This is a genomic window from Lentzea sp. DG1S-22 (assembly GCF_036321065.1).
Lineage (GTDB): Bacteria > Actinomycetota > Actinomycetes > Mycobacteriales > Pseudonocardiaceae > Lentzea > Lentzea jiangxiensis.
Map to the genome: position 1 here is coordinate 386,463 of NZ_CP143276.1, position 26,552 is coordinate 413,014.

Annotated in this window: 24 protein-coding genes; 11 read left to right on the forward strand and 13 right to left on the reverse strand. The window is 72.4% G+C overall.

All coding sequences use genetic code 11. The annotated features are described in order from the left end of the window. Positions 1-41 precede the first annotated feature (41 nt). A complete protein-coding gene (locus tag V1227_RS01890) occupies positions 42-1,823 on the reverse strand; it encodes an FAD-binding dehydrogenase (RefSeq protein ID WP_329790661.1) in 1,782 nt (593 codons plus the stop codon). A gap of 161 nt (positions 1,824-1,984) precedes the next feature. Between V1227_RS01890 and V1227_RS01895 the strand changes: the two genes are divergently transcribed. Further along, on the forward strand, positions 1,985-3,115 hold the full coding sequence (locus tag V1227_RS01895) for a PucR family transcriptional regulator (protein ID WP_329790663.1): 1,131 nt from the start codon (positions 1,985-1,987) through the stop codon (positions 3,113-3,115). Positions 3,116-3,119: 4 nt separating this feature from the next. Here the strand turns inward: V1227_RS01895 and V1227_RS01900 are convergent, their stop codons facing one another. Continuing rightward, positions 3,120-3,530: a ribonuclease domain-containing protein gene (locus V1227_RS01900; RefSeq protein WP_329790664.1), complete on the reverse strand. Its 411-nt coding sequence runs from the start codon at positions 3,528-3,530 to the stop codon at positions 3,120-3,122. Positions 3,531-3,742: 212 nt separating this feature from the next. Here V1227_RS01900 and V1227_RS01905 point away from each other — a divergent pair, with 212 nt between their 5' ends. The 6 genes from V1227_RS01905 to V1227_RS01930 all read left to right on the forward strand — a co-directional run bounded on the left by V1227_RS01905 (position 3,743) and on the right by V1227_RS01930 (position 8,579). Beyond that, complete coding sequence (locus tag V1227_RS01905) at positions 3,743-4,546, forward strand: cellulose binding domain-containing protein (protein ID WP_329790665.1); 804 nt, start codon at positions 3,743-3,745, stop codon at positions 4,544-4,546. A 175-nt stretch (positions 4,547-4,721) separates the two neighbouring features. After that, the gene (pcaH, locus tag V1227_RS01910) at positions 4,722-5,459 is read left to right on the forward strand and encodes a protocatechuate 3,4-dioxygenase subunit beta (protein WP_442916442.1); all 738 of its coding nucleotides are present in this window, start codon (positions 4,722-4,724) and stop codon (positions 5,457-5,459) included. After that, positions 5,452-5,946 carry a dioxygenase family protein gene (locus tag V1227_RS01915; protein ID WP_329790666.1) on the forward strand — a complete coding sequence of 165 codons (495 nt, stop codon included), beginning with the start codon at positions 5,452-5,454 and terminating at the stop codon, positions 5,944-5,946. The genes pcaH and V1227_RS01915 overlap by 8 nt, the downstream gene beginning before the upstream one ends. A 2-nt stretch (positions 5,947-5,948) precedes the next feature. Continuing rightward, positions 5,949-7,046: a lyase family protein gene (locus V1227_RS01920; RefSeq protein WP_329790667.1), complete on the forward strand. Its 1,098-nt coding sequence runs from the start codon at positions 5,949-5,951 to the stop codon at positions 7,044-7,046. A 7-nt stretch (positions 7,047-7,053) separates the two neighbouring features. Beyond that, entirely contained in the window at positions 7,054-7,413 is a 360-nt protein-coding gene (gene pcaC / locus V1227_RS01925; protein ID WP_329790668.1) for a 4-carboxymuconolactone decarboxylase, read from the forward strand. Continuing rightward, on the forward strand, positions 7,410-8,579 hold the full coding sequence (locus tag V1227_RS01930) for a 4-hydroxybenzoate 3-monooxygenase (RefSeq protein ID WP_329790669.1): 1,170 nt from the start codon (positions 7,410-7,412) through the stop codon (positions 8,577-8,579). Before pcaC ends, V1227_RS01930 begins: the two co-directional genes overlap by 4 nt. 165 nt (positions 8,580-8,744) lie before the next feature. Here V1227_RS01930 and V1227_RS01935 read toward each other — a convergent pair whose 3' ends face one another. Next, positions 8,745-9,218, reverse strand: coding sequence for an NUDIX hydrolase (locus V1227_RS01935; protein ID WP_329790670.1), 474 nt, complete (start codon positions 9,216-9,218; stop codon positions 8,745-8,747). 89 nt (positions 9,219-9,307) lie between these two features. On the opposite strand from V1227_RS01935, the gene V1227_RS01940 reads away from it, so the two are divergent. From V1227_RS01940 to V1227_RS01955, 4 genes are read left to right on the forward strand one after another with little or no spacing between them, the layout of a single operon-like run. Further along, positions 9,308-10,177 (forward strand): ABC transporter ATP-binding protein, encoded by an 870-nt coding sequence (locus V1227_RS01940; protein WP_236223237.1) that lies wholly within the window; start codon positions 9,308-9,310, stop codon positions 10,175-10,177. 1 nt (position 10,178) lies between these two features. Continuing rightward, positions 10,179-11,246 carry an ABC transporter permease gene (locus V1227_RS01945; protein ID WP_329790671.1) on the forward strand — a complete coding sequence of 356 codons (1,068 nt, stop codon included), beginning with the start codon at positions 10,179-10,181 and terminating at the stop codon, positions 11,244-11,246. 4 nt (positions 11,247-11,250) lie between these two features. Continuing rightward, entirely contained in the window at positions 11,251-12,162 is a 912-nt protein-coding gene (locus tag V1227_RS01950) for a Gfo/Idh/MocA family protein (protein WP_329790672.1), read from the forward strand. 31 nt (positions 12,163-12,193) lie between these two features. Beyond that, the gene (locus V1227_RS01955) at positions 12,194-13,297 is read left to right on the forward strand and encodes a macrolide family glycosyltransferase (protein WP_329790673.1); all 1,104 of its coding nucleotides are present in this window, start codon (positions 12,194-12,196) and stop codon (positions 13,295-13,297) included. On the opposite strand, the gene V1227_RS01960 is transcribed toward V1227_RS01955, so the two are convergent. The 10 genes from V1227_RS01960 to V1227_RS02005 form a co-directional block, all read right to left on the reverse strand. Further along, a complete protein-coding gene (locus V1227_RS01960; RefSeq protein ID WP_329790675.1) occupies positions 13,272-14,111 on the reverse strand; it encodes an alpha/beta fold hydrolase in 840 nt (279 codons plus the stop codon). The two genes, V1227_RS01955 and V1227_RS01960, sit on opposite strands and share 26 nt — an antisense overlap. A gap of 175 nt (positions 14,112-14,286) precedes the next feature. Continuing rightward, positions 14,287-14,886 carry a DedA family protein gene (locus V1227_RS01965; protein ID WP_329790676.1) on the reverse strand — a complete coding sequence of 200 codons (600 nt, stop codon included), beginning with the start codon at positions 14,884-14,886 and terminating at the stop codon, positions 14,287-14,289. Positions 14,887-15,218: 332 nt separating this feature from the next. Then, positions 15,219-15,944: a GntR family transcriptional regulator gene (locus V1227_RS01970; protein ID WP_329790677.1), complete on the reverse strand. Its 726-nt coding sequence runs from the start codon at positions 15,942-15,944 to the stop codon at positions 15,219-15,221. A 159-nt stretch (positions 15,945-16,103) separates the two neighbouring features. Further along, positions 16,104-16,391, reverse strand: coding sequence for a hypothetical protein (locus tag V1227_RS01975; RefSeq protein ID WP_329790678.1), 288 nt, complete (start codon positions 16,389-16,391; stop codon positions 16,104-16,106). A 177-nt stretch (positions 16,392-16,568) separates the two neighbouring features. Then, positions 16,569-19,253, reverse strand: a complete 2,685-nt coding sequence (locus tag V1227_RS01980) for an AfsR/SARP family transcriptional regulator (protein ID WP_329790679.1) — start codon at positions 19,251-19,253, stop codon at positions 16,569-16,571. A gap of 405 nt (positions 19,254-19,658) precedes the next feature. Beyond that, positions 19,659-21,986: a glycoside hydrolase family 3 protein gene (locus V1227_RS01985; protein ID WP_329790680.1), complete on the reverse strand. Its 2,328-nt coding sequence runs from the start codon at positions 21,984-21,986 to the stop codon at positions 19,659-19,661. A gap of 131 nt (positions 21,987-22,117) precedes the next feature. Beyond that, positions 22,118-22,681, reverse strand: a complete 564-nt coding sequence (locus tag V1227_RS01990; protein ID WP_329790681.1) for a hypothetical protein — start codon at positions 22,679-22,681, stop codon at positions 22,118-22,120. Next, entirely contained in the window at positions 22,668-24,269 is a 1,602-nt protein-coding gene (locus V1227_RS01995) for a vWA domain-containing protein (protein WP_329790682.1), read from the reverse strand. Before V1227_RS01995 ends, V1227_RS01990 begins: the two co-directional genes overlap by 14 nt. Further along, on the reverse strand, positions 24,266-25,402 hold the full coding sequence (locus tag V1227_RS02000; RefSeq protein ID WP_329790683.1) for a toxic anion resistance protein: 1,137 nt from the start codon (positions 25,400-25,402) through the stop codon (positions 24,266-24,268). The genes V1227_RS01995 and V1227_RS02000 overlap by 4 nt, the downstream gene beginning before the upstream one ends. A gap of 1 nt (position 25,403) precedes the next feature. Then, positions 25,404-26,474 (reverse strand): hypothetical protein, encoded by a 1,071-nt coding sequence (locus tag V1227_RS02005; RefSeq protein ID WP_329790684.1) that lies wholly within the window; start codon positions 26,472-26,474, stop codon positions 25,404-25,406. Between the last annotated feature and the right edge of the window lie 78 nt (positions 26,475-26,552).

Consider the following 26,552-nt stretch of genomic DNA (forward strand, 5'->3'; position numbering starts at 1 on the left):
GGCCGGCAGGGGAGGGCCGCAGACCCCGGAGAACCTGCGCGTCAGGCGCTTTCCGCGGCGGCTGCCCTGCCCGCGACCCGCCCGGAGAACAGGCAGCCGCCGAGGAACGTGCCCTCGAGCGCCCGGTACCCGTGCACGCCACCGCCGCCGAACCCGGACACCTCGCCCGCCGCGTAGAGGCCGGGGATCGGCTGCGCGTTCGCGCCGAGGACGCGTCCCCGCAGGTCGGTCTGCAGGCCGCCCAGCGTCTTGCGGGTCAGGATGTTCATCCTGATCGCGATCAGCGGGCCGGCGGCGGGGTCGAGGATCTTGTGCAACGAGGCCGTGCGGGCGAGGCTGTCGCCGCTGTAGGCCAGCGAGTTGCGGATCCCCATCACCTGGAGGTCCTTGGTGAACGGGTTGTCGACCTGCTGGTCGCGCGCGACGATCTGGCGCCGCAGCTCGTCGAGGTTGACGAGGTTCTGCCCGGTCAGCGCGTTCATGCCGGCCACCAGGTCCGGGAGGTTGTTCCTGATGACGAAGTCGACGCCCTTGTCCATGAACGCCTTCACCGGCGGCGGCGTGCTGGTCAGCAGTCGCATCGCGAGGTAGGCGACCAGGTTCTTGGCGGTGATCTCCGGGTTCTGCTCGGAGCCGGAGAGCACGAACTCCTTGTCGATGATCTTCTTGTTGAGGATGAACCACGAGTAGTCGTAGCCCGACCTGCCGATCAGCTCCAGCGTTCCGAGCGTGTCGAGCGACGGGATGCCCGGGTTCGCGAACCGGCGGCCCCGCGCGTCGAACCACAGCGACGACGGCGCGGCCAGCACGCGGATGCCGTGGTCGGGCCAGATCGGCGTGTGGTTGATCATCCCCTCGGTGTAGTGCCACATGCGGTCGCGGTTGACCAGCCGCGCGCCCGCGAGCTCCGCGATCGCGAGCATGCGGCCGTCGACGTGCGCGGGGACACCGGTGACGAGCCGCTGCGGGGCCGGGCCGAGGCGGGCGGGCCAGTTGCGGCGCACCAGGTCCTTGTTGCCGCCGATGCCGCCGGAGGTCACCACGACCATCGGCGCGTGCAGCTCGAAGTCGCCGACCTTGGTGCGGGAGCTGGGCTTGCCGCGCTGGGCGGTGCTGGGCTCGAGGACGCTGCCGCGCACGCCGGTCACAGCGCCGTTGGTGACGATGAGCCCGTCGACCTGGTGGCGGAACCGGAAGGTGACCTTGCCGTCGCGGACCGCGTCGCGCACCTTCTTCTCGAACGGCTCCAGCACGCCGGGGCCGGTGCCGAGCGTCATGTGGAAGCGCGGCACCGAGTTGCCGGGACCGTCGGCGAACTGGCCGCCGCGCTCGGCCCAGCCGACGATCGGCACCCAGCGCACGCCGAGCCCGTGGAGCCACTCGCGCTTCTCCCCGGCGGCGAAGTCCAGGTAGGCCTCCGCCCACTTCGCGGCCCAGTGGTCCTCGCCGCGGGGGTCGTTCACGCCGCGGTCGAACCCGGCGGTGTTGAACCAGTCGGCGCGGGCCAGCTCCAGGGAGTCCTTGATGCCCGCGGTCCGCTGCTCGGAGGAGTTGACGAAGAAGAGACCGCCGAGCGACCAGAACGCCTGCCCACCCAGGCCGGCCTCGGGTTCCTGGTCCAGCAGCAGGACCTTGCGGCCCGCCGCGGCCAGCTCGGACGTGGCGACGAGCCCGGCTAGGCCGTGCCCGATGACGATCACGTCCGCGTCGACCCGCGGCGCCGCCCCGGCGACGGCCTGTCCCAGCGTCCCGCTCGTGGCGATCGCGCCGATCGCCCCGCCGGCGGCCAGGAGGGTGCGACGGCTGATGTTCCGGTCCGACATCCCAGGGCCTTCCTCGTTGAAGGGTGGTGCCAACGCGAATTACTCTCGCGTAAAGCAACTAACCAGCAACCGGAGAGCCGGGGATAGGGTCCCGCCACCAAACGGCGACGGCCGTGTTGTGGCCGTCGCACAACCTGTGCCGCGGAGGTGTCGTGCCGGGGATGTCCGAGATGGTCCGGCAGGTCCTCGAAGCCGTCGCCGCCGACGACGAGGTGGTCGAGCGGGTCGTCGGCGCGGCGCGCGGCCACTCGCCGGAGGTCGCCCGGCTGCCCGCGGAGGAGAACCGCCGGCACATCGCGTTCCTGCTGGCCGAGGGCATCGCGCACCTCGAACGGGGCGGGACGCCCGACGACGGCGACTTCTCCGCCGCCCTGGCGCTGGGAGCCGACCGCGCCGCCCAGGGCGTGTCGATGGCGGGACTGCTGCGCGGCGTGCACGCCGGCCGGACCGAGCTGATCAGGGCCGCGGTGGAGCTGGCGCGGTCGCTCGGCGTCGACGACGGCACGATCCTGAACTTCATGATCGACCTCGACCAGTACGTCGGCGCGGTCGAACGGCACGTCGTGAGCGGCTACCACACCGCCGAGCTCCAGCTCTCCCGCACGGCCCGCGACCTGAACGCCCAGGTGCTGAGGCGGCTGCTGGTCTCCGGTGAGCTCCCCGACGCGTCCGAGCTCGCGCGTGCCGGTCTGCGCCCCGACGGCCGGTACCACTGCGTCGTCTCCGGGGTGACCGACCCGAGCCACGCGCGGGCGCTCGAACAGCGGCTGCACGCGTCCGGCGGCGTGTACGGGCTGGTCGAGGGAAGACTGGTGGGACTCGCGCCCGTGCCGCCGACGTGGTCGGACGACCTGCTCGTGGTGTCACCGGCGACCGCGTTGAAGTCGTTGCGCGGCATGTACTCGATGTGCGCGCAGGCGCTGGTGGCCGCAGGTGCGTCGCTGGGGGTGCGGCGCCTGGTCGACCTCGCCGCCGAGACCGCTCTCGCCGCGTTCCCGGCACTGGCGGAGACGCTGGCGGACTCGGTGCTCGGCCGGCTCGACCCCAAGAGCACGTTCCACCACGAGATCGTGGCGACGGCGTTGTGCTACCTGGACAACGGCAGCCGGCTCAGCGCGACGGCCGCGGCGTTGCACATCCACGCGAACACCGTGCGGTACCGGCTGGACCGGCTCGTGGAGCTGACGGACGCCGACCTCGGCGAGAACCCCGACGCGGGGCGCTCGCACGTGCTGACGACGCTGCACACCTGGTGGGCGCTGCGGTCGTGGATCGACCGCAGCGCCAGGTGATCCTCTAAAGGCGGTAGAAGTTCGCGTAGTGGTCGGGCGAGAAGTACACGTAGCCCGTCGTGCGGTCGACGACGATCCGGTACGCGTCACGGGACGCGTTGCAGGCGCGCGGGTAGACGTCGAACTCCTGGTAGCTGTGGCCGGACGGCAGCTGCCCCTCGCGGTTCTGGAACGTGCCGCCGGCGAAGTTGCACTGGCCGTTCGGCCAGCTGTACCAGCCGCGCGAGCCGGGGTAGCCCTTCGACCTCCACGTCGAGTTGGCCGAACTGGCGGCGGAACAGCGCGTCTGCGTGCAGGAGGTGTAGACGGCGGCGTCGGCGGTGGGGGCGACCACCGTGGTCACGGCGAACACGGACGCGACGACGGCGAGGGCGGCGAGCAGTCGACGTGTCCAGTGCGGTTGCAGGGTGTGCACTTCAGACCTCCATCGGCGGGGAACGAGGAACGTCGTGATCATTTCGGTCGAGCACCACGAGCCGGTGAACGGCGGGGAACCATCCGGGCAACTGTGGCCGCCCCGCACCCGCACACCCCGCGCCGTCCGGCCGCGCGACGACTCCGAAAGCCAGCGTTGATCAACTCCGAACAGCCGATTGCGGATGCTGCCTCCGGCGATAGATTTGTCCAATGGCAGCACGGAAGCACGTGGTGGTGCTGTTGACCTTGCTCGTGGCCGGGTGCACGGCCGGGCACAGCGGCGCGCCCCGTCCCGCACCGCGAGCCCCTTCCTCCTCTGTGGAGCAGCAGCCGTCCACAAAGGTGCGCACCGTTGTGGACGCTCGCACCGTCGAGTTGGCCGACGGCACGCGGGCGCGCGTCTCCCTGCTGGCGGAACCGCCGTCGTGCGCCGCCGCCGCCGCTCTGGACTTCGCCACGAAGGCGTTGCTGGACCAAGAGGTCCGCGTCAGCAGCATCACGCCGGGCGAGGTCTCGCTGGCGCTGCCCGACGGTACGGACTACGCGACGCTGGCCGTGCAGTACGGCTTCCTGCGTACCACAGGCGTCGACGGCGGGCCGCTGTTCGAGGCGGAGACCAAGGCCTCGCAGGCGAAGCTCGGCCTGTGGGCGCAGGACTGCTCCACCTCGACGCCGTCGCCACCGCCTCCCGCGCCGACCTGCGTCGTGGTCTACCGGGTCACCGGCGAGTGGAGCGGCGCGTTCCAGGCCGAGGTGACCGTCCGCAACGCCAGCGGCGCGCTGGTCAACGGCTGGTCGTTGGGCTGGAGGTTCACCGACGGCCAGACGGTGTCGCAGGCGTGGAACGCCACCGTGTCGCAGCCGTCCGGGGACGTGAAGGTGACCGACGCGGGCTACAACGCGCTGATCGTCGTGGACGGCTCGGTCTCGTTCGGCTTCAACGGCACGGTGTCCGGGGCGAACTCCGCGCCCGGCTCGTTCACCATGAACGGAGCGCCCTGCGCGGCGGGCTAGGTCCTGTGCCGAAGTCCCGTTCGACGGGAGTCGCGCCTGAGGTGGTTCCCGGCCGTGCACCCGGGGGCTGCCGATGTGAGCGGTCGTCTCGATGGCGTCAAATCGAGGAGCACCTTTCCGTTCAGCGGAAGTGTGCTGTCGACTCCGGCGCGGTCGGTCCCTAGGGTTGCACCGCGTGACGACCAGCCAGCACGAGATCAGCGACGAGATCGCGAAGATCCAGGCCGACTCACCGGAGGGTGCGCCGCTGCTGGACTTCCCGCCCTACCGCAGCACCCTGCTGCGCCACCCCACCAAGGAACCCCGCCACGTCGACCCCGAGGGCGCGGAGCTGCTGGCGCCGGTCTTCGGCCACTCCGACGTCGCCCCGGTCGAGGCCGACCTGACCGTGCAGCGCGGCGGCGAGCCCATCGGCGAACGCATCCGGGTGCACGGCCGCGTGCTCGACGGCGACGGCCGCCCGGTGCGCGGTCAGCTCGTCGAGATCTGGCAGGCCAACGCCGCCGGCCGCTACTCCCACCAGGGCGACCAGCACCCGGCGCCGCTCGACCCCCACTTCACCGGCGTCGGCCGCTGCCTCACCGACGACGACGGCTGGTACTCGTTCACGTCGATCAAGCCCGGCCCGTACCCGTGGCGCAACCACCACAACGCCTGGCGGCCCGCGCACATCCACTTCTCGTTGTTCGGCACCGACTTCACGCAGCGGCTGATCACGCAGATGTACTTCCCCGGCGACCAGCTGCTGGCGCTCGACCCCATCGCGCAGTCGATCACCGACCCCGCGGCGCTGAACCGGCTCATCGCGGCGTACGACCACTCGCGGTCGGAGCACGAGTGGCTGCTCGGCTACCGCTGGGACATCGTGTTGACCGGGAGCCACGCCACCTACCTGGAGCCGTCCGATGACTGAGGCGACACCGGGCCAGACCATCGGCCCGTTCTTCCACCACGCGCTCGCGTTCCCGGGCGACTGCGAGCTCGTGCCGTTCGGCTCGGCCGGGTCCGTGGTGCTGCACGGGTACGTCCGCGACGGAGCCGGTGACCCGGTGCCCGACGCGATGATCGAGATCCGCCAGTCCGACGCCGCCGGTGTCGTGCCGCGCGCGGGCGGGTCCCTGCGGCGCAGGGGAGCCGAGTTCACGGGGTGGGGCCGCTGCTGCACCGACGCCGCCGGGCGCTACTGGTTCAGCACCGTCGAGCCCGGCCTGCCGTTCTTCGCGGTCATGATCTTCGCGCGTGGACTGCTCGACCGGCTGTTCACGCGCATCTACCTGCCCGGTGCCGCCGACGCCGTGGACGGGCTCGTGGCCGAGCGCGAGGCGGACGGGCGGCTGCGGTTCGACCTGCACCTCCAGGGACCGTCCGAGACGGTCTTCCTGACCTACCCGCGGACGTGATCGTGCTGCCCGGCTCCCACCGCGCCGCCGGCCTCGTCGACGACACCGCCCTCGTCCGGGCGATGCTCCAGGTCGAGGTCGCCTGGGCCCGCGTGCTCGGCAACCCGATCTCGGTGGACGGCTGGGTCCCGGTGCTCGACCCGGTCGAGGTCGAGGCCGCGGGCAACCCGGTGCTACCCCTGGTGACGGCCCTGCGGGCAAGGGTTCCCGGTCCCGTCCACACGGGACTGACGAGCCAGGACGTGCTCGACTCGGCGTTCATGCTGCTGGCGCGCGGGGCGGTGGAACGGGCCTCTGCCGACCTCGCACGGGTCGCCGGCGCGCTGGCCCGGCTGGCCGGGGAGCACCGGTCCAGCGTGATGGCGGGACGGACGCTGACGCAGCACGCCGTGCCGATCACGTTCGGGCTCAAGGCCGCGCGGTGGCTGGTGGGCGTGCTGGACGCGGCCGGCGAGCTGGAGGCCGTGCCGCTGCCGGTGCAGTGCGGGGGCGCCGCCGGGACGTTGTCGCGCGCGGACGACCCGATCGCGTCCGCCACGGCGTTCGCGGGGCACCTCGGCCTCGTGTGGCCCGGCATGCCCTGGCACACCTACCGCGCGCCGGTCACCCGCCTCGGCGACGCGCTGGTGCGGACCTGCGACGCGCTCGGCGTGGTGGCCGCGGACCTGCTGACGCTCGGACGGCCGGAGATCGGCGAGGTGAGCGAGGGCGCCGTGGCCGGGCGCGGCGGGTCGTCGACCATGCCTCACAAGCGCAACCCGGTGCTGTCGGTGCTGGTGAACAGCGCGGCCCTGCAGGCTCCGGGCCTGGGCGCGCGGCTGCACCTGTGCGCGGCGCGGGCGGTCGACGAACGGCCGGACGGCGCCTGGCACGCGGAGTGGCCCGCGCTGCGGGCGTTGCTGGAGCTGGTGGTCGTGGCGGCCTCGCAGGCCGCCGAACTGGTCGAGGGCCTCGAGGTGCACGCGGACGTGATGGCCCGGCGTGCCCGGGAAGCCGCCGCGGACCTGCTGGCGGAGCGCGGCGGCGGCACGGATCCCGGCGCGTACCTCGGCGCGGCGGAGGCTTTCGTGGACGAGGCGCTGAAGCGGTGGAAGGGGTGAGGACGCGGTGTCGTACGACGACGGGATGAAGGTCCGGCGCGAGGTGCTCGGGGACGCGCACGTGGACAGGGCCGTACCGGACGAGTTCACCGCCGACTTCCAGGACCTCATCACGCGGTACGCGTGGGGTGAGATCTGGACGCGGCCCGGCCTCGACCGGCGCACGCGCAGCGCGATCACGCTCACGGCGCTGATCGCCCGGGGGCACTGGGAAGAGTTCGGGCTGCACGTCGCCGCGGCGGTGCGCAACGGGTTGAGCCAGGACGAGATCGGCGAGGTGATCCTGCAGAGCGCCGTCTACTGCGGGGTGCCCGCCGCCAACCACGCGTTCTCCGTGGCGCGTCAGGTCTTGAAGGAGAGCTCGTGACGCGCACCCGGGTCGGGATCGTCGGCGGGGGCCCCGCCGGCCTGATGCTGTCGCACCTGTTGTCCCTCAACGGGATCGACAGCGTCGTGGTCGACAACAGGACCAGGGCGGAGATCGAGAACACGGTCCGCGCGGGCATCCTGGAGGCCGACAGCGCCCGGCTGCTCGTCGACACGGGCGTGTCCGACCGGGTGCTGCGCGACGGGCACCCGCACGAGGGCATCGACCTGCGGTTCGGCGGCGAGAGCCACCGCGTCGACTTCCGGGCGCTGGTGGGCGAGTCGGTCTGGCTGTACCCGCAGACCGACGTGTTCGTGGACCTCGCGAACGCCCGCGCCCGCGACGGCGGCGACGTGCGGTTCGGCGTCAGCGACACCTCGGTCGACCTCACCGGGCCCGCGATCCGCTTCACCGACAGCGAAGGCGTGCGCCAGGAGGTGCGCTGCGACCTGCTCGTCGGCGCCGACGGCTCCCGCTCGATCTGCCGCGCCGAGATCCCGGAAGCCGTGCGCACGCACAGCTTCCGCGAGTACCCGTTCGCCTGGTTCGGCATCATCACCGAGGCCCCGCGCAGCGCCGACGAGCTGGTCTACGCGCACTCGCCGCGCGGGTTCGCGCTGATCAGCCAGCGCACCGAGACCCACCAGCGCATGTACTTCCAGTGCGACCCGTCGGCCGACGTGGCGCAGTGGTCCGACGACCGGATCTGGGAGGAGCTGCAGGCGCGTGTCGCCGGACCGGACGGGTTCACGCTGAAGGAAGGCCCGATCACCGAGAAGACGGTGCTGCGGTTCCGGTCGTTCGTCGCGGAACCCCTGCGCCACGACACGTTGCTGCTCGCCGGCGACGCCGCGCACACCGTGCCGCCGACCGGTGCCAAGGGCCTGAACCTGGCGCTGCAGGACGTCCGCGTCCTCGCCGAGGTGGTCGAACGCGCGTTGCGCAAGGACGACCTCGACGCGCTGGACGAGTACGGCCCGCGCGCCCTCGGCCGGGTGTGGAAGGCGCAGCACTTCTCGTACTGGATGACGACGATGCTGCACGCGCTGCCCGGGGCCACCGAGTTCGACGTGCGCAGGCAGCTCGGCGAGCTGGCGTCGGTGGTCGGTTCGGAGGCGGGGTCGAGGTTCCTGGCGGAGGGGTACACGGGCTGCTGGCCCGCTTGAGCGGGGCCTGTGGGACTGGCCTCATGGACATCGCGGCGCTGTGCACCGGCCGTGTCGTCCGCACATGGCTGCTGCACGGCACGATCCACTGAGTCCTGGCCGAGGAGGTCCGCTGGATGCTGTGGCGGCGCGTGCTGGAGACCTCCGTGGACGCGCAAGTAGCCGTCAGTGGAGGACGAGGCCGCCGACCGGGACCGCGGGGACGTGACCGGTCGGCGGCCTCGACCGCGCCAGCTCCAGGCCCACGTCGACCAACGACGCCCGGCGCAGGTCGCCGACCTCGGCGAGCGGTGTCCACAGAGGATCGAAGGTCGCGCCGTTCAGCTCCGGCCGCGGTGCGCCGGTGATGCGGACGAGGTAGAAGACACCGACGTTCTGGTGCGCGCCCTTCTCCGGCTGGTGGCGCTCGGCCGCGGGAACGACCCGCGAGTCCACCCCCAGCAGGCGCTCGACCTCCGCGGCGCACCCGGTCTCCTCGGCCACCTCCCGGACCACGGCGTCGATCGGGTCCTCGCCGTGCTCCACCGCGCCGCCGGGCAACGTCCAGTGGCCGTCGTCGAACTCCGACGCGCAGCGGACGAGCAGCACGCGGTCGTTCTCGATGCCGACGGCGTAGGCCGCCAGCCGGAAGGTCGTCATGAGGCCACGTTAGTCCGGAAGGCGTCCTCCGCGAGGAGGATGCCGCGCGGCGGACGCGATCTTGAACGCGCCGCTCTACCGTTCCGGGCATGTTGACTGTGAGGGGGATCAGCCGGAGCTTCGGCGATCACAAGGTCCTCGACGAGGTGAGCTTCGACGTGCGGCCCGGCCGCATGACGGGGTTCCTGGGCGCGAACGGGTCGGGCAAGACGACCACGATGCGCATCGTCCTGGGGGTGCTCGCCGCGCACGGCGGGACGGTGAGCTGGAAGGGGACCGAGGTCGGGCCGCAGAACCGGCCGGACTTCGGGTACATGCCGGAGGAGCGCGGGCTCTACCCCAAGATGAAGGTGCGCGAGCAGATCACGTGGCTGGGGCGCCTGCACGGCGTCGACCGCGTCACGGCGGAGCGCAACACCGACGAGCTGCTCGAGGACCTGGAGCTGACCGACCGGGCCGGTGACCGCCTGGAGGCGTTGTCGCTCGGCAACCAGCAGCGGGTGCAGATCGCCGCCGCGCTGGTGCACGACCCGGACGTGCTGATCCTCGACGAGCCGTTCTCCGGCCTCGACCCGATCGCCGTCGAGACTGTGCTGGACGTGCTGCGCAAGCGCGCCGCGAACGGCGTGCCCGTGCTGTTCTCGAGCCACCAGCTCGCGATCGTGGAACGGCTCTGCGACGACGTCGTGATCATCTCGAAGGGGCGGATCGCGGCGAACGGGTCGCGCGAGGAGCTGCGCGCCCAGCACGCCGGCGAGCGCTACGAGATCGTCGTCGCCCAGGACGCGGGCTGGGTCCGCGACGTGCCCGGCGTGACGATCCTGGAGCTCGACGGCCCGCGCGCGGTGTTCGAGGCGGAACCCCAGCAGGTGCTCAGGACGGCGCTGGACCGCGGCGAGGTCCGCTCGTTCACGCCCGTCGTGCCCACGCTGGACGAGATCTTCAAGGAAGTGGTCTGACATGGCGCGCGCGTCCTTCAGCCAGGCGACGTGGCTCGTCGCCGAACGCGAGATGAAGACCCTGGTCACCACCAAGGGTTTCTGGATCGGCTTCGCCTTCACGATCATCGGCCTGTTCGCGCTGACGGTGCTGCCGACGGTGTTCGGCGGTGACGACCCCAAGGTCGCCGCGGTCGGGGCCGCCGTGCAGGCGGTGCAGGGCAAGGCGCTCGACGTCCAGGAGGTCGGCAGCGTCCAGGAGGCCGCGGACCTCGTCCGCGCCGACGACGTCGAGGCCGCGATCGTGCCCGACGGCGCCGGCATCAAGGTCCTCGCGCTCAACAGCCCGCCGAACGACGTGGTCCGCGAGCTCGTCGAGTCGCCCCCGGTGGAGCTGCTGGCGGCGTCGGCGGTCACCTCGGGCCAGCGGTCCGTCACGGTCATCGTGTTCGGGCTGGTGTTCCTCATGTTCGGCATGGGCGGCGCGGCGATCGCGCAGAGCACCGTGACCGAGAAGCAGACGCGGATCGTCGAGATCCTCGTGTCCACGGTGCCGGTGCGGGCGCTGCTCGCGGGCAAGATCCTCGGGCACACGATCCTGACGCTCGGGCAGGTGGTCGTGCTCGCGCTCACGGCTCCGATCGCGTTGCGGGTCGCCGACCTCGGCACGCTGCTGGGGGTGGTGGCGCCCGCGCTGGGCTGGTTCATCCCGTTCCTGATGTTCGGGTTCGTGCTGATCTCGTCGATGTGGGCGGTCGCCGGCGCGCTGGTCAGCCGCCAGGAGGACCTCGGCTCCACGATGGGCCTGGTCATGCTCGCGGTGATGGGCCCGTACTTCGGCGTGCAGTTCTTCTACGAGAACCCCGCGGTGCTCAAGGTGATGTCGTTCGTGCCGTTCACCGCCGGTGTCGCGATGCCGGTGCGGTTGTTCGCCGAGCAGGCGCAGGCGTGGGAGGCGTTGCTCTCCCTCGGCATCCTCGCCGTGACCGTGGTCGTGATCCTGCTGGTCGCGTCGCGGCTCTACACCGGCTCGCTGCTGCAGACCGGTGGGCGGGTGAAGCTCGCCAAGGCGTGGGCACCGGCAGAATAGGCCCATGACCGCTGATCCGATCCGCCTCGCCGTCGTCGGCCTGGGAGCCATGGGCACCCGGATGCTGACGGCGGCGCGGGCACATCCCGGCTACACCGTGGTCGCGGGTGTCGACGTCGCACCCAGGACCCTCGACCTCCCCGTCGTCACGTCGCTCGACGACGTGCTGTCCGAAGTGGACGCGGTGTACGTCTCGACGCCACCCGCCTCGCACGCCGGGCTCGTGCTGAAGGCCTTCGCGGCGGGCAAGGCGGTGTTCTGCGAGAAACCGCTCGCCGTCGACCTCGGCGAGGCCCGCGCGATGGCCGAGGCCGCGCAGGGTCGTCCCAACGCGGTCAACTTCGCGCTGTCGGACATGGTGGCCACCATCGAGATCGAGCGGCTGCTGCCGGAACTGGGCGCGCTGCGCGGTGTGGAGGTCCGGTTGCAGTTCCCGCGCTGGCCCAGGGCGTTCCAGGCGGAGGCGACCTGGCTCTCGCACCGCGAGCAGGGCGGGTTCGTCCGCGAGGTGCTGTCGCACTTCGTCTACCTCACCGACCGGCTGCTCGGCCCGCTCACCGTCGAGTCGGTGTCGTCGGACTTCCCCGAGCCGGGCGCGGCCGAGGTGGCAGCCCGCGGCGTGCTGCGCGGCAGCGGGGTGCCCGTGCACGTGTCGGCGTTCTCCGGACTGGCCGGTCCCGAGGTCTACGAGTGGACCGCGTGGGGCACCGAACGGTCGCTGCGCCTCGACCAGTGGGCGCTGCTGTCCACCTCGGACGGCGGCCCGTGGGAACAGGTGCCGCTGGAGCAGACCGGGTCCGACTACTCGCGGCTCACCCTGTTCGCGGAGGCGGTCCGGGGAGAGCACCCGCGCGACCTGGCGGACTTCGCGAGCGGCCTGCGGGTGGCCGAGGTCGTCGAGGCGTTCCTGCGGTAAAACCCTTGACCCGGTTCGGCAGGATCGGTGGATGGGCATCCTGTTCGTCACGCTCGCCGGGCACGGCCACGTCACGCCGACGCTGGGGGTGGTCGAGGAACTCGTCGGACGCGGCGCCGACGTCGAGTACGCGACCGGCGCCGAGCACGCCGAGGCGGTGAGGAGCGCGGGCGCGCGGTGGGTGGAACTCCCCGCGCTGCCCGAGTTCCGGCCCGTCACCGCCAACCCGGTCGACGAGTGGTTCCCGCACTACTTCGCCGCGATGAGCGCCGCCTACCCGGTCCTTCTCGACCACTGCCGGACCGCGAGACCCGACCTGATCTGCTACGACGCGACGAACTGGCCGGCGCGGCTGGTGGCGCGCAAGCTCGGCGTCCCGGCGGTGCGCACGGTGCCGCACATCGCGTCCAACGAGCACCACCGGGTCATGGACGTCGACCTCGACCGGTACCTCACCGGGCACACCTCGCGGTTCGCCGCCGAGCACGACGTCGAGCTCGACCCGTGGAGCACCGTCGAGGCGCCGGAAGCGTGCAGCATCGTGTTCGTGCCGCGCGAGTTCCAGCCGTGCGGGGAGACGTTCGACGAGTCGTTCCACTTCGTCGGGCCCGTGCTCGGGCGCCGGGCCGACGAGCGGTGGGCACCGCGCCGTGACGACCGGCCGCTGCTCTACGTCTCGCTCGGTTCGATCATGAGCGACCCGGCGTTCTACCGGGCGTGCGCCGACCAGTTCTCCGACGGCGTCTGGCAGGTGGCCATGAGTGCGCGCGGTGTCGGCGGGACGGACGACATCGAGGTGCGGCCGTGGTTCCCGCAGCCCGCGGTCCTGCGGCACGCCAAGGCGTTCATCAGCCACGGCGGCATGAACTCGACGATGGAGGCGCTGCACGGGGGAGTGCCGCTGGTCGTCGTCCCGCAGACGCCGGAACAGGAGCAGAACGCCGACCGCGTCGCCGAACTGGGCCTGGGCGAACGGGTCGACGACCACGCGGAGCTGCGCGCGGCCGTCGACCGGGTCGCGGCGGACGGCACGATCCGGCGCACCCTCGACCGGATGCGTGCCGCCATCGCGAGCAGCGGCGGCGCCGCGAGGGCCGCCGACGTCGTCCTCAGCCGAGCACCTCGCGGAGCTTGACCGCGAACTCCTCGGGCTTGCCCGCGTAGCCGAACTCGCCACCGAGGAACCCGCCGTGGTGGCTCGGGAACACGACGGGCTCCTGGCCGAGCAGCCGTGCCGTGTGGATGGCCGTGCGCGCCGTGAACGTGTCACCGGTCTCCTCGCCCACGGCGATCACGACACGGGTGGGGGCGGCGGCCAGCGCGTCCACCCGCACCGCGTAGTCGGTGATGGCGAGCGAGGAGGTGCCCAGCAGCGGGTCGTCGCGCCTGCCGTCGTCCTCGGACGGCATGCCGAACTGGGCGGGGTCCGGTGCGGGCTGGGCGAAGTACTCGTCGGTGTACTCGCCGGGCCACGAGCTCATCTGGATGAACGCGGCCATGCCGGCACCACCGCCCTTGGCCTGGTACACGTCCATGAACGCGTCACGGGCGCGTCGGGCGGCGGCCGCGTCGGGCAGCACGTCGATGATCGGCGGCTCGTGCGCGACGAGCGTGACGACGTCGTCCGGGTAGGCCGCGACGAGTTCGAGGGCCGTCACGGCACCGCCGCTGGACGCGAACAGGTCGACCGGGCCGCCGACGGCCTCGATCACCGCGTGCACGTCCGCGGCCTGGGTCTGCGGCGTGTTGTCGGTGCGGCCGTCCGACCGGGTGCTCCTGCCGAGACCGCGCGGGTCGTAGGTGATCACCTTGCGGTCCGGGAACTGCGCGCGCAGGGCGGTGAAGCCGCTGGCGTCCATCGGCTGGCCGATCATCATCAGCGGGCGGCCCTCGCCGCTCACGTCGTAGGCGATGCAGGCGCCGTCGGTGTCCAGGAAATGGGTTTCCATGCGGGTTCTCCCCAGTGGAGTCGGGTCTGGACAGCCTAGTCGCAGCACAGCGCGACGGACCTCGAATCGGTGCGGGCGCTGAGCGACCTGCCGTCGCGAGTGGACGTTCTGGTGACCGGCGACGTGGCTCGCGGTTCTGCGGCGAACGGCCGCGCGGACATGTCACCGCCTGAGGTCACCGGCGTGAACGGCGGAGCCGGGCTCGGACGCCGAGCGCGATCACCACCACCAGCACGAGGAGCAGCGCGACCCACGAGAACTCCGCGAGGTAGTGCTCGGCGGCCTCTCCGACGAAGTAGACGGCCGCCGTCGTGCCGCCGGCCCACACGATGCCGCCCGCGGCGTTGGCCAGCAGGAACTTCCCGTAGTGCATACCCATCGTGGCCGCGAGCGGACCGGAGAGGATCCGCAGCAGCGCCACGAACCGGCCGGAGAAGACCGCCCCGGCGCCGAACCTCTCGAACACCGCCCTGGCGCGGCCGATCCTGTCCTCGCTGAAGTGGCGGGGGAACTTCTCACCCGCCCACTCGAAGACCCGCGGCCCGAACCGCTTGCCCAGCGCGTACCCGGCACTGTCGCCGACGATCGCTCCCGCGGCCGCCGCGACGCCCACGAACAGCGGCGAGACCCCGTCGTGGTGCGAGGCCATCAGCGCCGCCGCGACGAGCACGACCTCGCCCGGCAGCGGGATGCCCGTGCTCTCCAAGCCGACGACCAGGCCCACGACGAGGTAGACGAGCAGCGGTGGAACGGTGTGGAGCCACTCGGTCAGCACAGCGGTGATCTTCCTCCGACCGGATCGGTTCGGCCACGGGACACGGCGGTCTCGGCACGCTGATGACCACCGGGACGAGAGGGCGGTTGTGGCGGGCCCGTTCGGCTTGCTGCTGCGTCGGTGGCGGCAGCGGGCCGGGGCCCTCGCCCAGCGCGCCACCGTGCGGGCGCCGGACCTCACCGGGCCGAGCGCGCCGAGCTGGTCGCCGCCGGGCGCGACGAACCCGTGGTCGTGGAACCAGCGCGGGTCGACCCGCTGGCCGGGCGCGACCCGTGCCGATGGAGCGGGACAGGGGGTTCTTCGCTCGACGTCGGTGGTGACTCGCCAGGAGATCAGTCGCTGCCGACGGTCCCCTCGGACGTCTTGTGGTCGTGGTAGGTCCGGCGGGTCTGCTCCGCGTGGTGGTGCATGACCTCGCCGGCCCGCTCGGCGTCGCCGTCGGCGATGGCCGCGACCAGCTCGGCGTGCTCGTTCCACGAGTCGCGGCTGCGGGGGCGGGCGATCGGCGTGTAGTACCAGCGCACCCGGCGGTCGACCAGGCCGATCATCTCGGACAGGACCCTGTTGCGGCCGATCGTCGCGACGGCCGCGTGCAGGTCGGTGTTCGCCTTGACCAGGCGGTCGACGTTCGCGGAGGCGAGGGCTTCCTCGCCGGCCTTCTGCAGCTTCCTGAGGAGCTTCACGTCGGTCGCGGTGGCGTGCTCGGCGGCGAGCTTCGCGGAGTAGGTCTCCAGCACGCCGCGCACGGCGAGCAGCTGGTCGGCTTCTTCCTCGGTCGGCGTGTGCACGAAGGCGCCCTGGGCGGGCCGCAGGTCGACCCAGCCGTCGGTCTGCAGGCGTTGCAGCGCCTCGCGCACCGGCTGCCTGCTCACGCCGAGGTACTCGGCCAGCTCGGCCTCGACCAGGTGCCGGCCGGGGGCGAGGGTGCGGTTGACGATGAGCTCGAGCAGTGCGTCGTAGACGGCCTGGCGCAGCGGAGCGGGTCGTTCGACCCGGCGCGTCGCAGCGGCGCTGAGGGAGCCGCGGGGAGCCCGGCGCCGACCCGACGGGGAGGTCATGCCGCGAGACTACAGCTTTTCGTATGCAAAAAGCCCTTCCGGAGTGCAGGCGGGGTGTCCGGAGCGATCGGTGCCCACGTCGGCGCGGCGGTGCACCGCGCGGGCGTGGAAGTCATGCGTGGAGGGGGCGCTCGCCGCCGCGTTGCCCCGAGCCGACGGTCATCCGGCCCTCCGGTAGGTCTCCGCGACGACCTCGAGCACCTGGCCGGACGGCACCGGCAGCGCCTCGGTGAGGCGGAGGTGACCGGGGTGGCGGGACAGCAGGCGGGGCAGCCGGAGCTCGTCGTGCTCCTGGTCGTGGAAGAGCTCCAGGGCGTCCGGCGTGTGGCCGGCCCAGCGCGGGTCCTCACCGATCTCGGCGCGGCCGAGCAGCGGGTGCAGGTTCGGGTTGAAGCCCCGCACCACGAGTGCGTACGGCGCTGCTTCTCCCCGCACGCGGACGCTCACGCGTTCCGGGCGGACGGACCGGCCGCGAGGTCGCCCGGCTCCAGGTCGTCGAGGTCGAACGAGAGGCCCCTCATGCCGTGTCCTTGCTCTTCAGGTGTCACCACCCGGCCCGCGGCCGTCCAGCCAGACTGGAGGAGCGCGACACGGCACGGATCGCGCTCCGCTTGATCGCACCCGCTACAGGCGCCCGCGGACCTCGTCGGCCTTGGGTTCGCCCAGCTCCTCGAACAGGGCGACCGACTCGAGCCAGCACTTCTCCGCTCCCCGGCGGTCGCCGAGGCCGTCCAGCGCCAGCCCGAGGTTGTCGAGCGACTCGGCCTGCCCGTACAGGTCGCCGATCTCGCGGAACACCTCCAGCGCGCGGTCGACCACCGAGGCGGCCTCGGCGAAGTCGAGCAGGCCCCGGTGCGCCTCGCCGATGTTGTTGAGCAGGATGGCCTCGCTGTACGGGTCCTTGATCTCCTGCCGGATCTCGAGCGCCCGCAGGTACCGCGCCAGGGCGACGTCGAACCGGCCCGCGTCGGCGTGCAGCAGGCCGATGTTGTTCAGCAGCACCGCCTCGGTGTGCGCGTTGCCCAGCTCACGGGCGATCTCGGCGGACTGCTCGTAGCACGCCAGCGCCTCGTCGACCCGCCCCTGGACCATGTAGGCGATGCCCAGGTTGTTGAGCGCCGGTTCCTGCCGCGACCTGTCCCCGGTCGCGCGGAAGATCGCCAGGGCCCGCTGGGTGTGCTCGATCGCCTCGTCGTGCCGCCGGACCTCGCGCAGCGCGATGCCGAGCGTGATCAGCATCCTGCCCTCGGCGGCCCGGTCGCCGACCGACCGCGCGGCGGCCAGCGCGATGCCGTGCGTGTCGATCCAGTCCGCCCAGTGCTTGCGCAGGTTGAAGAAGTCCCACAGGCACTGGGCGAGGCTCCAGGAGTGCTCCGGCAGGTCGTGCTCCGCTGCCTCGCGCACGGCGGCGACGAGGTTCGCGCGTTCGGTGTCGCACCACAGCAGGGCGGCGTCCCGGTCGGCGAACGAACGCGGGTGCACGGCCGGGTCCGGTGCCGCGATCTCCAGCTTGCGCTGCGGGTTCAGCCGCTGGGCGCTCCGCCACGCGGTGTTGACGTACCAGTCGAGCACCCGCCGCCGCGCCAACGCCCTGGCCGGCGGCGGTTCGGCGGCCGCCACCTGTTCGGCGGCGTACGCGCGCAGCAGGTCGTGCAGGCTGTAGCGGCCCGGGGTGTGCTGCTGCAGCAGGTGTTCGTCGAGCAACGTCTCCAGCAGGTCGCCCGCCTCGAACGCGGTCAGACCGGCGAGGGCGGCGGCGGACTCGGCGGTGACGTCCTCTCCGGGGTGGAGCCCGAGGAGGCGAAACAGACGCCTCTGGTTTTCGGGCAACGCCTGGTACGAGAGGTCGAACACGCCCCGCGCACCGAGACCGCCCCCTCGCTCCAGCTGGGACAGGAGGTCCCGCATAGTCCACTGTGGACGGCGGGCGAGGCGTTTCGCGGCCAGTGCCACGGCGATCGGCAGGTGCCCGCACAGCTCGGCGATCCGCTCCGCCGCCTCGCGGTCGGCCTGCACGCGGTCCTCGCCCGCGATCCGGGAGAGCAGTGCCAGGGCCTCGGCGGCGGTGAAGACGTCGAGGAAGAGCGACCGCACGCCGTCGAGGCGCAGCAGCGTGCGGCGGCTCGTGATCAGCACCATGCAGGTCGCGCCGCCCGGCAGCAGCGGCAGCACCTGGTCCTCGCCGGCGGCGTTGTCCAGCAGCACCAACGCGCGCTTGCCCGCCAGCCGGTCGCGGTAGAGCGCCGCGCGTTCCTCGAGCGACTCCGGGATCTGCGCGCCGGACACGCCCAGCAGGCGCAGGAAGCTCTCCAGCACGGCGGACGGGTCCGCGGGCAGCTCGTCGGCGTCGAAGCCGTGCAGGTCCGCCCACAGCTGCACGTCCGGGTACCGCTGCACCAGTTGATGCGCGGCCCTCACGGCGAGCTTGGTCTTGCCGACCCCGGCCATGCCCTCGATCGCGGAGATCACGACCGTGGTCTGCGGTCCCGGTGCGCACAGCTGCCGCAGCTCCGACTCGCGGCCGGTGAACTCGGCGATGTCCATCGGCAGCTGGCGGTGCGCGTTCAAGGCCGCGGGTGAGGGCGCCCGGCTCTCCAGGACCACCTGCTGCAACTGGCGCAACCGCGCGCCCGGTTCGACACCGACCTGCTCGACCACGTGCCGGCGGGCCGCGGCGTAGGCCTCCAGCGCCTCACCGCGGCGGCCGGCGCGGTCCAGGGCGATCATCAGCTGCGCCCAGAGCTCCTCGCGCAGCGGGTGCAGCGCCGTCTCCAGCCGCAACCGGTCGATCACGTCGTCGAACCGGCCGAGCTCCAGCGACGCCTTGGCGAACCGTTCGACCGCCGTCAGCCTGCGCTCCTGGATCCGGGTCAGCTCCGCGCGCAGCAACGGTCCCGCGTTGAGCTCGGCGGTCGGGACACCGCGCCAGAGGGCGAGCGCCCGTCCGAGGTGGTCCGCCGCCGTGTCGGCGTCGCCCTCGATGAGAGCGCTCTCAGCCACTCGGACCAGGTCCTCGAACGCGTCCAGGTCGAACTCGCCCGGTTCGACGACGAGCTCGTAGCCGTGGCCCGGTCTGGTTCTCAACCGGTCCCCGAGGACCTTGCGCAACCCTGCGACGTACGTGCGCAGGTTCGACTCGGGGGAAACGGGCGGTGCGTCCCAGACGGCGTCTGTCAGCTGTGCGACGCTGACAGCCTCGTTGGCGTGCAGCAGCAGCATGGTGAGCACCGCGCGCCGCCTCGGTCCGCCCAGCTCCAGCAGTGCGCCCGCCCGCCGTACCTCCAGCGAACCGAGCAGCAGGAACTCCACAGGTGCATCTCTCCTCGATGATCCGGGCACCGGGGTGCACAGCCATCCTCGCGCACTTCCGGACCACCTGTGCGCGGCCTGGGCGAAATCTGTGCGCGCCTCCTGGCACCTTTGTACCCAGATCCGGAACCTGCGCCGCCAGGCCCGGTCAACCTCCCGGGAGTGGGGGTCGGCGCAGTTCCCGGGTCCGGTTCCCCCAGAACCCGGCCGGCGTGTGAAAGTCACCGCGCACGTCGGCCACCTATCCGCAAGACCGGTGGCCCGGACGGGTCCCCCAGACTGAATCCGGGCCACCACCTTGCGGGAGCCGTGCCAGGCGTTCGAGCGGTTCACGACGTCGCGGCAGCCGCCACCGCCTTCGCTCCGGACTCCTCACCCGGCAGGTCCACCCGCGACCGGGCGCGGTCACCCGTTCCCGGCCGGCAGGACGACCCGGACGTCACCGAGCCCGCGGGCGACCAGCACCTCGCCGCCGGTCAGCGGGTGCCAGCCGTCCGCCCACACCCGTTGCACGCGCGCCGAACACGGCACCTCGACCCGCACGGTCTCGCCGGCGCCGACGTCCGCGACCGCGAAACCGATGAGGCGCACCGGTTCTTCCCGTGGCCGCAGGTAGACCTGCACGACCTCCCGGCCGTCCCGTTCGCCGGAGTTGGTGAGCTGCACCTCCACGCGGGCGATCGTCCCGTCCGCCGGGGACGTGGCGACCTCGCCGTACTCCCAGGTCGTGTAGCCGAGGCCGTGGCCGAACCAGAACAACGGGTCGGTCGCCGCCCGGTAGCCGATCGCGGTGCCCTCCGAGTAGGGCAGCTCGCCGTCGGACGGAACGAGCGGCAACGCGTCCTCGTCGCCGCGGGGGAACGTGGTGACCAGGCGTCCGGCCGGCTCGACGTGGCCGAGGAGCGCGGCGGCGACGGCGTCGCCGGCTTCCTGGCCGGGCAGTCCCGCCCACAGCACCGCGTCGACCTCGGCGAGCCACGGCATCAGCACCGGTGTCGCGGCGTTCACCACGACGACCGTGCGCTTCGCGGCCGCCGCCACCGCCGTGACCAGCGCGTCCTGGCCGCCGGGCAACGCGAGCGTGGTCTTGTCGAAGCCCTCGGTCTCCTGCTCCTCGGTGAGGCCGACGACCACGACCGCCACGTCCGCCTCGCGCGCGGCCCGCACGGCGGCACCGATCGCGTCGGCGGGAGCGCGGGGGACGGGCCGGGCGATGAGGCCGACCAGCGCGCTGGCCCCGCGGACGCGCGCGGTGATCCGGTCTCCTGGGGCCGTCAGGACCTCGGTCGTCCAGTGCGGCGGCTTGAGCAGCGCTTCCTCGACGATGCCGTCCGCCCAGGCCAGGCGCTCGGAGTACGTCGATCCGCCGACCTCGACCGTCCACTCGCCGAACCCGCGGACCCCGACGAGCATCCGCGCGGGCACGGTCGCCGCGAACTCGCCGGACAGCTCGATCGACGCGGCGCCCTGCGCCCAGCCGCCGTACGCGGCGAGCTCCGCGATCTCCATCTCGCGCGATGCCAGCACCTCGCCGTTCGCGTCGAACGTCGTGGCGCGGACGTTCCGCAGCACCCCGGTGGGAGGGGCGGCGTGGCGCAGGCGGACCTCCACGCCGTCCACGACGGACACCCGGTCGCCGAGCAGCGAGGTCAGGCCGTCCGCGATGCTGATGACGTGGGGCGGCCGCACCCCGGCCGAGCCACCGCCCTGCGCGACGGTGTCGGTGGCGTGCCGGCCGATCAACGCGATCGCGGGCTCGGCCAGCGGCAGCACACCGGAGTTCTTCAGCACGGCCATGCCGCCCGCGGCGAACCTCCTCAGCTGGTCGCGGCGTCCCGGGCTGTCCGGTGCGGGCAGGTCCCGCGGCCACGACCGCGGCACGCCGAACGCGCCGGTCCGCGACGCCAGGAGCAGCAGCCGGCGCACGTGGTCGTCGACGACCGCCTCGGCGACCTCGCCCGCCTCGACGGCCGCGACGAGCCGGTCCTCCCAGGGGCCGCCGGGACCGGGCATGACGAGGTCGAGGCCGCCGTTGGCGCTCGCCGCCGTGGACTTGGTGGCGAACCAGTCGGACATCAGCAGGCCGTCGAACCCCCACTCGCCCTTCAGCACACCCTCCACCAGTTCGGTGTGCTCGGTCGCGGGAACGCCGTTGACGTTGTTGTAGGCCGCCATGACCGCCCACGGCGCGGAGTCCTCGACGACGATCTCGAAAGGCAACAGGTACACCTCGCGCAACGTCTTGTCGTCGAGCACCATGCTCGCCGTGCGCCGCTCGGTCTCGGACTCGTTGGCCACGTAGTGCTTCGGCGTCGCCGCGGTGCCCTTTCCCTGCAGGCCCCGGACGTAGGCGGCCGCCAGGGCTCCCGTGAGCAGCGGGTCCTCGCTGTAGGCCTCGAACAGGCGGCCGCCGAGCGGGGTGCGGTGCAGGTTGATCGTCGGCCCGAGCACGACGTGCACCTGCTGCGCCTGCGCCTCGTCCGCGAGCACCTCGCCGACCTCGTGGACCAGCGCCGTGTCCCAGTGCTGGGCGAGCAAGGTGGCGTTCGGCAGCACGCACGCGATCGTGCCGCCCCGGAGCTCCGCGCCGCGGACACCGGTCGGCCCGTCGGACAGCTTGAGCGACGCCAGCCCGATCCCGGCCTCGTCGTGCAGCGCGAAGAGCGCGGAGCCCGTCAGCAGCCGCACCTTCCCGGGCAGGTCCAGGGCCGCGATCGCCTTCTCGATGTCCATGGTCCGAGCACACCAGCCCGGTCGGCCGGGCGATTGGTCGGGATGTCCCGCCGTTACCATCCGGTTACTTCTCGGTGATGTGCCGTGCTGCGACTCCGGCGCCGGTCTGCGCCCTCGAGTCCGCAGAGGACTCAGCGATCCTCCAGGTAGCGGGTGTGGTCGGCCTGCCGTTGCGCGTCGGCCGCGTGGAACCGCTCCGCCACGCTGATCGCGTCGGCGTGCAGCAGGTCCAGCTGCCGGAGCAGTTCCGCGCCCGAACCGCGTGCGGCGGCGTACCACCACGGCAGGTTCAGGTACGACTGCACGGACAGCGGCAGGTCCGTGCCGACGAGCCGGGTGACGGCGTGCAGGGCGTCCGGGTCCGCGCGCAGCTCGCGCGGGCGGTCCAGCATGCCGCGCAGCACCTCGGCGACCTCCGCGAGCCTCGGCACGGCCTCGGCGGGCACGCGCAGGCCTGCCACCCGGTCCACCAGCGCGTCCAGTTCCGACCGCAGCGCGCCGGCTTCCTCCTCCGGGTCGGTCACGAGGGTGATCCGCTCGGGTGGCGCGGCCAGGGCGCCCACGCCGTACAGGCCCGCCACCACGAGCAGCCAGTAGGAGCCGGCCAGCCCGGCGAGGTGCAGCCCCAGGCCGATCAGGCCGCCGGCGCAGCCCGCGAGGTTCTTCCAGGAGGCGAGGTACCTACTGATAGCCACGGATTTCCTTGAAGGCGGAGGAGAGCGAGCGGCTGCGGGCGTCGAACACCTTGCCGCCGCTCATCTTCGCCACCTGCTCCATCTCGGCGGTCGCGCTCTCGCCGAACAGCACCGGGAAGATCGGGACACCCTTGAGGTCGTTCGGCAGGGCCTGGTGGAACAGCCGGAAGTCGCCGACGTCCTCACTGCCGGTGTTCTCGCCGTCGGTCATGAGCACGATCGACGTGAACCTGTCCGGATCGGCGTCGACCTGCCGGCGCAGCACGTCGTAACCGCCGCGCAGGCTGCTGTAGATCGCCGTGCCGCCGGCCGCGTCGAGCGAGGTCGCCGTCGAGCGAATCCGGTCGAGGACCGGCCGCGGGTCGTCCTGCGGCACCTCGTAGGTCAGCGGCGACCGCGCGGTGCTGCTGAACGGCAGCAGGGTCACCTGCTCGCGGCCGTGGAACCGGCTGAACCTGCCTGCCAGCGACTCGTCGGCCCCGGTCAGGCCGGTCAACGCCTGGCGCAGGCCCTCGATGCGGTCGCCCTGCATCGACCCGGAGGTGTCGAGCACGTAGAGCGTGCGGGACGGGCGGCGCAACTGGTCGAAGTACGTGGTGATCAGACCGTCCACAGCGGACTGGCTGCCCGGGAACGGGAGCTCCACCAGGTCCCTGACGGCGAACTCGTCACCGAGCCGCACCTGCGGCACGGCGGGTCGGCGGTGGGTGGTCTCCACGATCCTGCGCTGGACGTCGGCGCCGCGGAGGTGGTCCGACAGCTTCCGGTGCGCCTCACGGGCTTCCGCCGACGCCGAGGTGAGCAGCGTCAGCGGGTAGTCCGCGGTCACCACCCCGTCGCTCGGGTAGACCAGGGTCAACGGCTCGGGCAGCGACAGCAGCACCGACTCGTAGTTGATCAGACCGTCCACGCCGGCACCGGGGTCCTCGCCCCTGGCGCGCCTCGTGTAGGCCTCGGACAGCCAGCCCGACGAGCCCGCCGACAGCGTCTGCGCCGAGAAGAACTGCTTGAGCTGCGGCGCGACCGCGTCGATCCGCGCCGCGTCCAGTGCCGAACCCGATCCCGACAACGCGGCCGCGACGCCGACCAGCGCGGAGAACCCGGAGTTGGAGGCGGACGGGTCGGTCATGCCGTAGGTGAACTTCCGCGCCCCGGCCGCCTCGGCGATCTCGGCCCAGCCGACGCGCCTGCCGTCCCAGCCGAGCTCCTTGACCTTCGCGGCGGGCAGTCCGAGCACGACGGGGGACGACATGACCTTGGTCGGCGTGCCGAGCCGCTTCTGGGCGTCCGGCACGAGTTCGAGGTAGCGGTTGGAGGAGAACCAGACGGCGTCGAAGCCCTGCTCGGCCGCGCCGCTCGCGACCTTCTCGGCGCCCTCGACCGTGCCGGTGAAGCTGAACTTCACGCTGACGCCGGTGGCCCTGGCGGCCTCGTCGAGGACCGGCTGGAGGTCGGCCAGCTCGCTGCCGGCGAGGACGCGCAGCGTGCCGGGTTCGGCGTCGCCGACGGGTTTCGCCGGGTCGGGGGAGTCGGAACACCCCGCCAGCAGCGCCACGACGGCGGCCGCGGGGAGGAGATGGCGGATCATGCTTGCTCCTCGGCGCCGCGCACGCGGCTCAGGTGGTCGTGGGCGCGGCGGATCTCGGCGTCGAGCGCGGTGACCGTGCTCGACAGGGAGTCGGCCGCGCGGGCCTTGAAGGTGTCGATCGCGTCGATCGCGGCGTAGATCTGGTCGAACGACGTCCGCACCGCCTCGACACCGACGGCGGGGGTGGCGGCGATGCGCTGGACGTCCTGCCCCTGAGAGGACAGCAGGGCCGCGTTGGACTTCAGGATCGAGTCGGTGAGCCCGCGCACGGCGTCGACCTGGTCGACCACCTCGCGCTGCCCGGCCAGTGCCGCCGCGACCGCGACACCGATCCGCAGCGCCGTCACCGTCGTGGTGACGGCTCGTTCGACGCCCTTGACCAGTTCGTCGTTGTTGCGCCGCACGACGTCCAGCGCCAGGTACCCCTGTGCGCACACGGCGAGCTGGGTCAGCAGGTCCTGACGTCGTTGCCGCAGTCCGAAGAGGACGTCCGCGCGCAACGCCTCGGCGCGCTCGGGTTCGGCGAGGTCGAGGATCGCTGCCTGGCGTTCGACGGCCTCGTCCATCTCGGCGGCCAGGGCGGAGGCCCGGGACAGCTCGGTCATCAGGTCCCACAACCGCTGCCGCTCGCCCTTGATGGCCGCGTTGTCGCGTTTGAGGGCGTCCTGGCTCGACCTCAGCCTCAGCACGATCCGGTTGACCGGCTCGTCCGCCGCCCGCAGCCGTGCCAGCAGCCCCTTCGCCGCGTTGCCGCCGGGGAGGAACCCCAGGACCTTGCGGCCGGTGAGCTTGCCCAGGTCCCGCGGGTCGAGCTCGCGCACCGAGCGGCGCAGCTCGGCGAGGCTCGTCGAGACCTGTGCGCCGAGCGGTGACGAGACGGACGCCAGCGTGCGGTCGAGCATCCTGCCCGCGATCTGCGCCGCCACGCGCATCTCCGCCTCGCCGAGGACCAGCGCCTCGTCCACGATCCGGCCGAAGTCGGGGGACCGCGGGTCGACGGCACCCAGCGCGGCGACGAACGCCTCGGCGCGCGAGGACAGCTCGGCGGAGCCGACGACGGGGATCAGCCCGGCGACGCGGTCGGCGGGCACGGGTTCGGCGGGTTCCGGTGGGGTCAGGACGAAGTCGGCCACGTCAGTACTGCTTCGCGATCGCCTCGAGCATCCGCTCGAGCGTCTCGTGCGCGGGCGGCTCGACCACGTCCACGATCGTCCGCGGCACGGTCAGCTGCTTCTCCCGCACGACGTCGTCGAAGTGCTTCGGGTCGGCCGTGCGGAACCCGAACGCCGCCGCGAGCCGTCCCAGCTCGGCGTCGGTCTGGAGCAGCTGCCCGACCCGGTCACCGGCCTCGCGCAGCGGCACGAGCGTGTGCTTGGACAACACCGTCGGCGCCGGGTAGAGCAGCTCCATCTCCGGCCGGACCGTCGAGTCGCCGCGCACCACCCGGTCGACGAACTGCGCCTCGTACGCGAGCACGAGCGGCGTCTTGCCCATCCCCGCGGACAGGTAGTCCTCGAACGGCCCCTCGGTGCTGCTCTGCGTGTACCCCTGCTCCAGGAACAGCCTCGACACCGCCGGCAGCACCTTCGCCTCGGCGTCCGGGCTGCTCACGACACCGCCGTTGGCGACGAACGACGTGATCGCGAGGTACATCGCCGCCGAGTTCGAGTCGCGCGGGTCGGTCGTGGTGACGAGCAGGTTCTTCCGCGCGGGGTAGGAGCTGTTGCCGGGCAGCTGGTCCCACCGCGTCCCGGTCGCCGCGATCGCCAGGTAGGCCTGCACGTCGAACGTCCGGTAGCCCGGCCCGGACTTCACCACGCCCGCCCGGTCGAGCAGGTCGACGATCGGGGCGAACGTCGCGACCACCATCGGCGAGGAGAACGGCGCGTACGTCCGCGCGGCCTTGCGGTCGCGCTGGATCTTCTCGGCCGCCGGCGCGCTCGACGGGAACGCGAAGTCGTACGGGCCGAGGTCGGTCGCCGTCGCGATCTGCCGCGACCCGGCCGGGTCCACCTCGACCACCAGCCCGTGCCTCGCGAACACGTCCCTGACCCGCTGGTCGGCGAAGAACGCGAGCTTCTCCGAGCCGATCACCCCGCGCACGGTCCGGAGGCCGGCGGCCCCGTCGCCCTGACCGAGGACGATCGCGGTCACCACACCCGCGAGCAGCACGACCGCGAGGCCGATGCCGAGCGTTCTCTTCACTTCCCACCCCTGCGGAAAACCCTGTCGGAGAACAGATCTTTCGCCACTTCGACGCCGTCGCGAGGGGGGTGGTGGCAG

Bases quoted from the DNA above. Each gene is read 5' to 3' on its own strand.
- V1227_RS01940 (WP_236223237.1), top strand. From the start codon at position 9,308: ATGTTGACTGTGAGGGGGATCAGCCGGAGCTTCGGCGATCACAAGGTC.
- V1227_RS01950 (WP_329790672.1), top strand. From the start codon at position 11,251: ATGACCGCTGATCCGATCCGCCTCGCCGTCGTCGGCCTGGGAGCCATG.
- V1227_RS01945 (WP_329790671.1), top strand. From the start codon at position 10,179: ATGGCGCGCGCGTCCTTCAGCCAGGCGACGTGGCTCGTCGCCGAACGC.
- V1227_RS01905 (WP_329790665.1), top strand. From the start codon at position 3,743: ATGGCAGCACGGAAGCACGTGGTGGTGCTGTTGACCTTGCTCGTGGCC.
- V1227_RS01970 (WP_329790677.1), bottom strand. From the start codon at position 15,944: ATGACCTCCCCGTCGGGTCGGCGCCGGGCTCCCCGCGGCTCCCTCAGC.
- V1227_RS01955 (WP_329790673.1), top strand. From the start codon at position 12,194: ATGGGCATCCTGTTCGTCACGCTCGCCGGGCACGGCCACGTCACGCCG.
- V1227_RS01890 (WP_329790661.1), bottom strand. From the start codon at position 1,823: ATGTCGGACCGGAACATCAGCCGTCGCACCCTCCTGGCCGCCGGCGGG.
- V1227_RS01935 (WP_329790670.1), bottom strand. From the start codon at position 9,218: ATGACGACCTTCCGGCTGGCGGCCTACGCCGTCGGCATCGAGAACGAC.
- V1227_RS01895 (WP_329790663.1), top strand. From the start codon at position 1,985: ATGTCCGAGATGGTCCGGCAGGTCCTCGAAGCCGTCGCCGCCGACGAC.
- V1227_RS01915 (WP_329790666.1), top strand. From the start codon at position 5,452: ATGACTGAGGCGACACCGGGCCAGACCATCGGCCCGTTCTTCCACCAC.
- V1227_RS01985 (WP_329790680.1), bottom strand. From the start codon at position 21,986: ATGGACATCGAGAAGGCGATCGCGGCCCTGGACCTGCCCGGGAAGGTG.
- V1227_RS01995 (WP_329790682.1), bottom strand. From the start codon at position 24,269: ATGATCCGCCATCTCCTCCCCGCGGCCGCCGTCGTGGCGCTGCTGGCG.
- V1227_RS01960 (WP_329790675.1), bottom strand. From the start codon at position 14,111: ATGGAAACCCATTTCCTGGACACCGACGGCGCCTGCATCGCCTACGAC.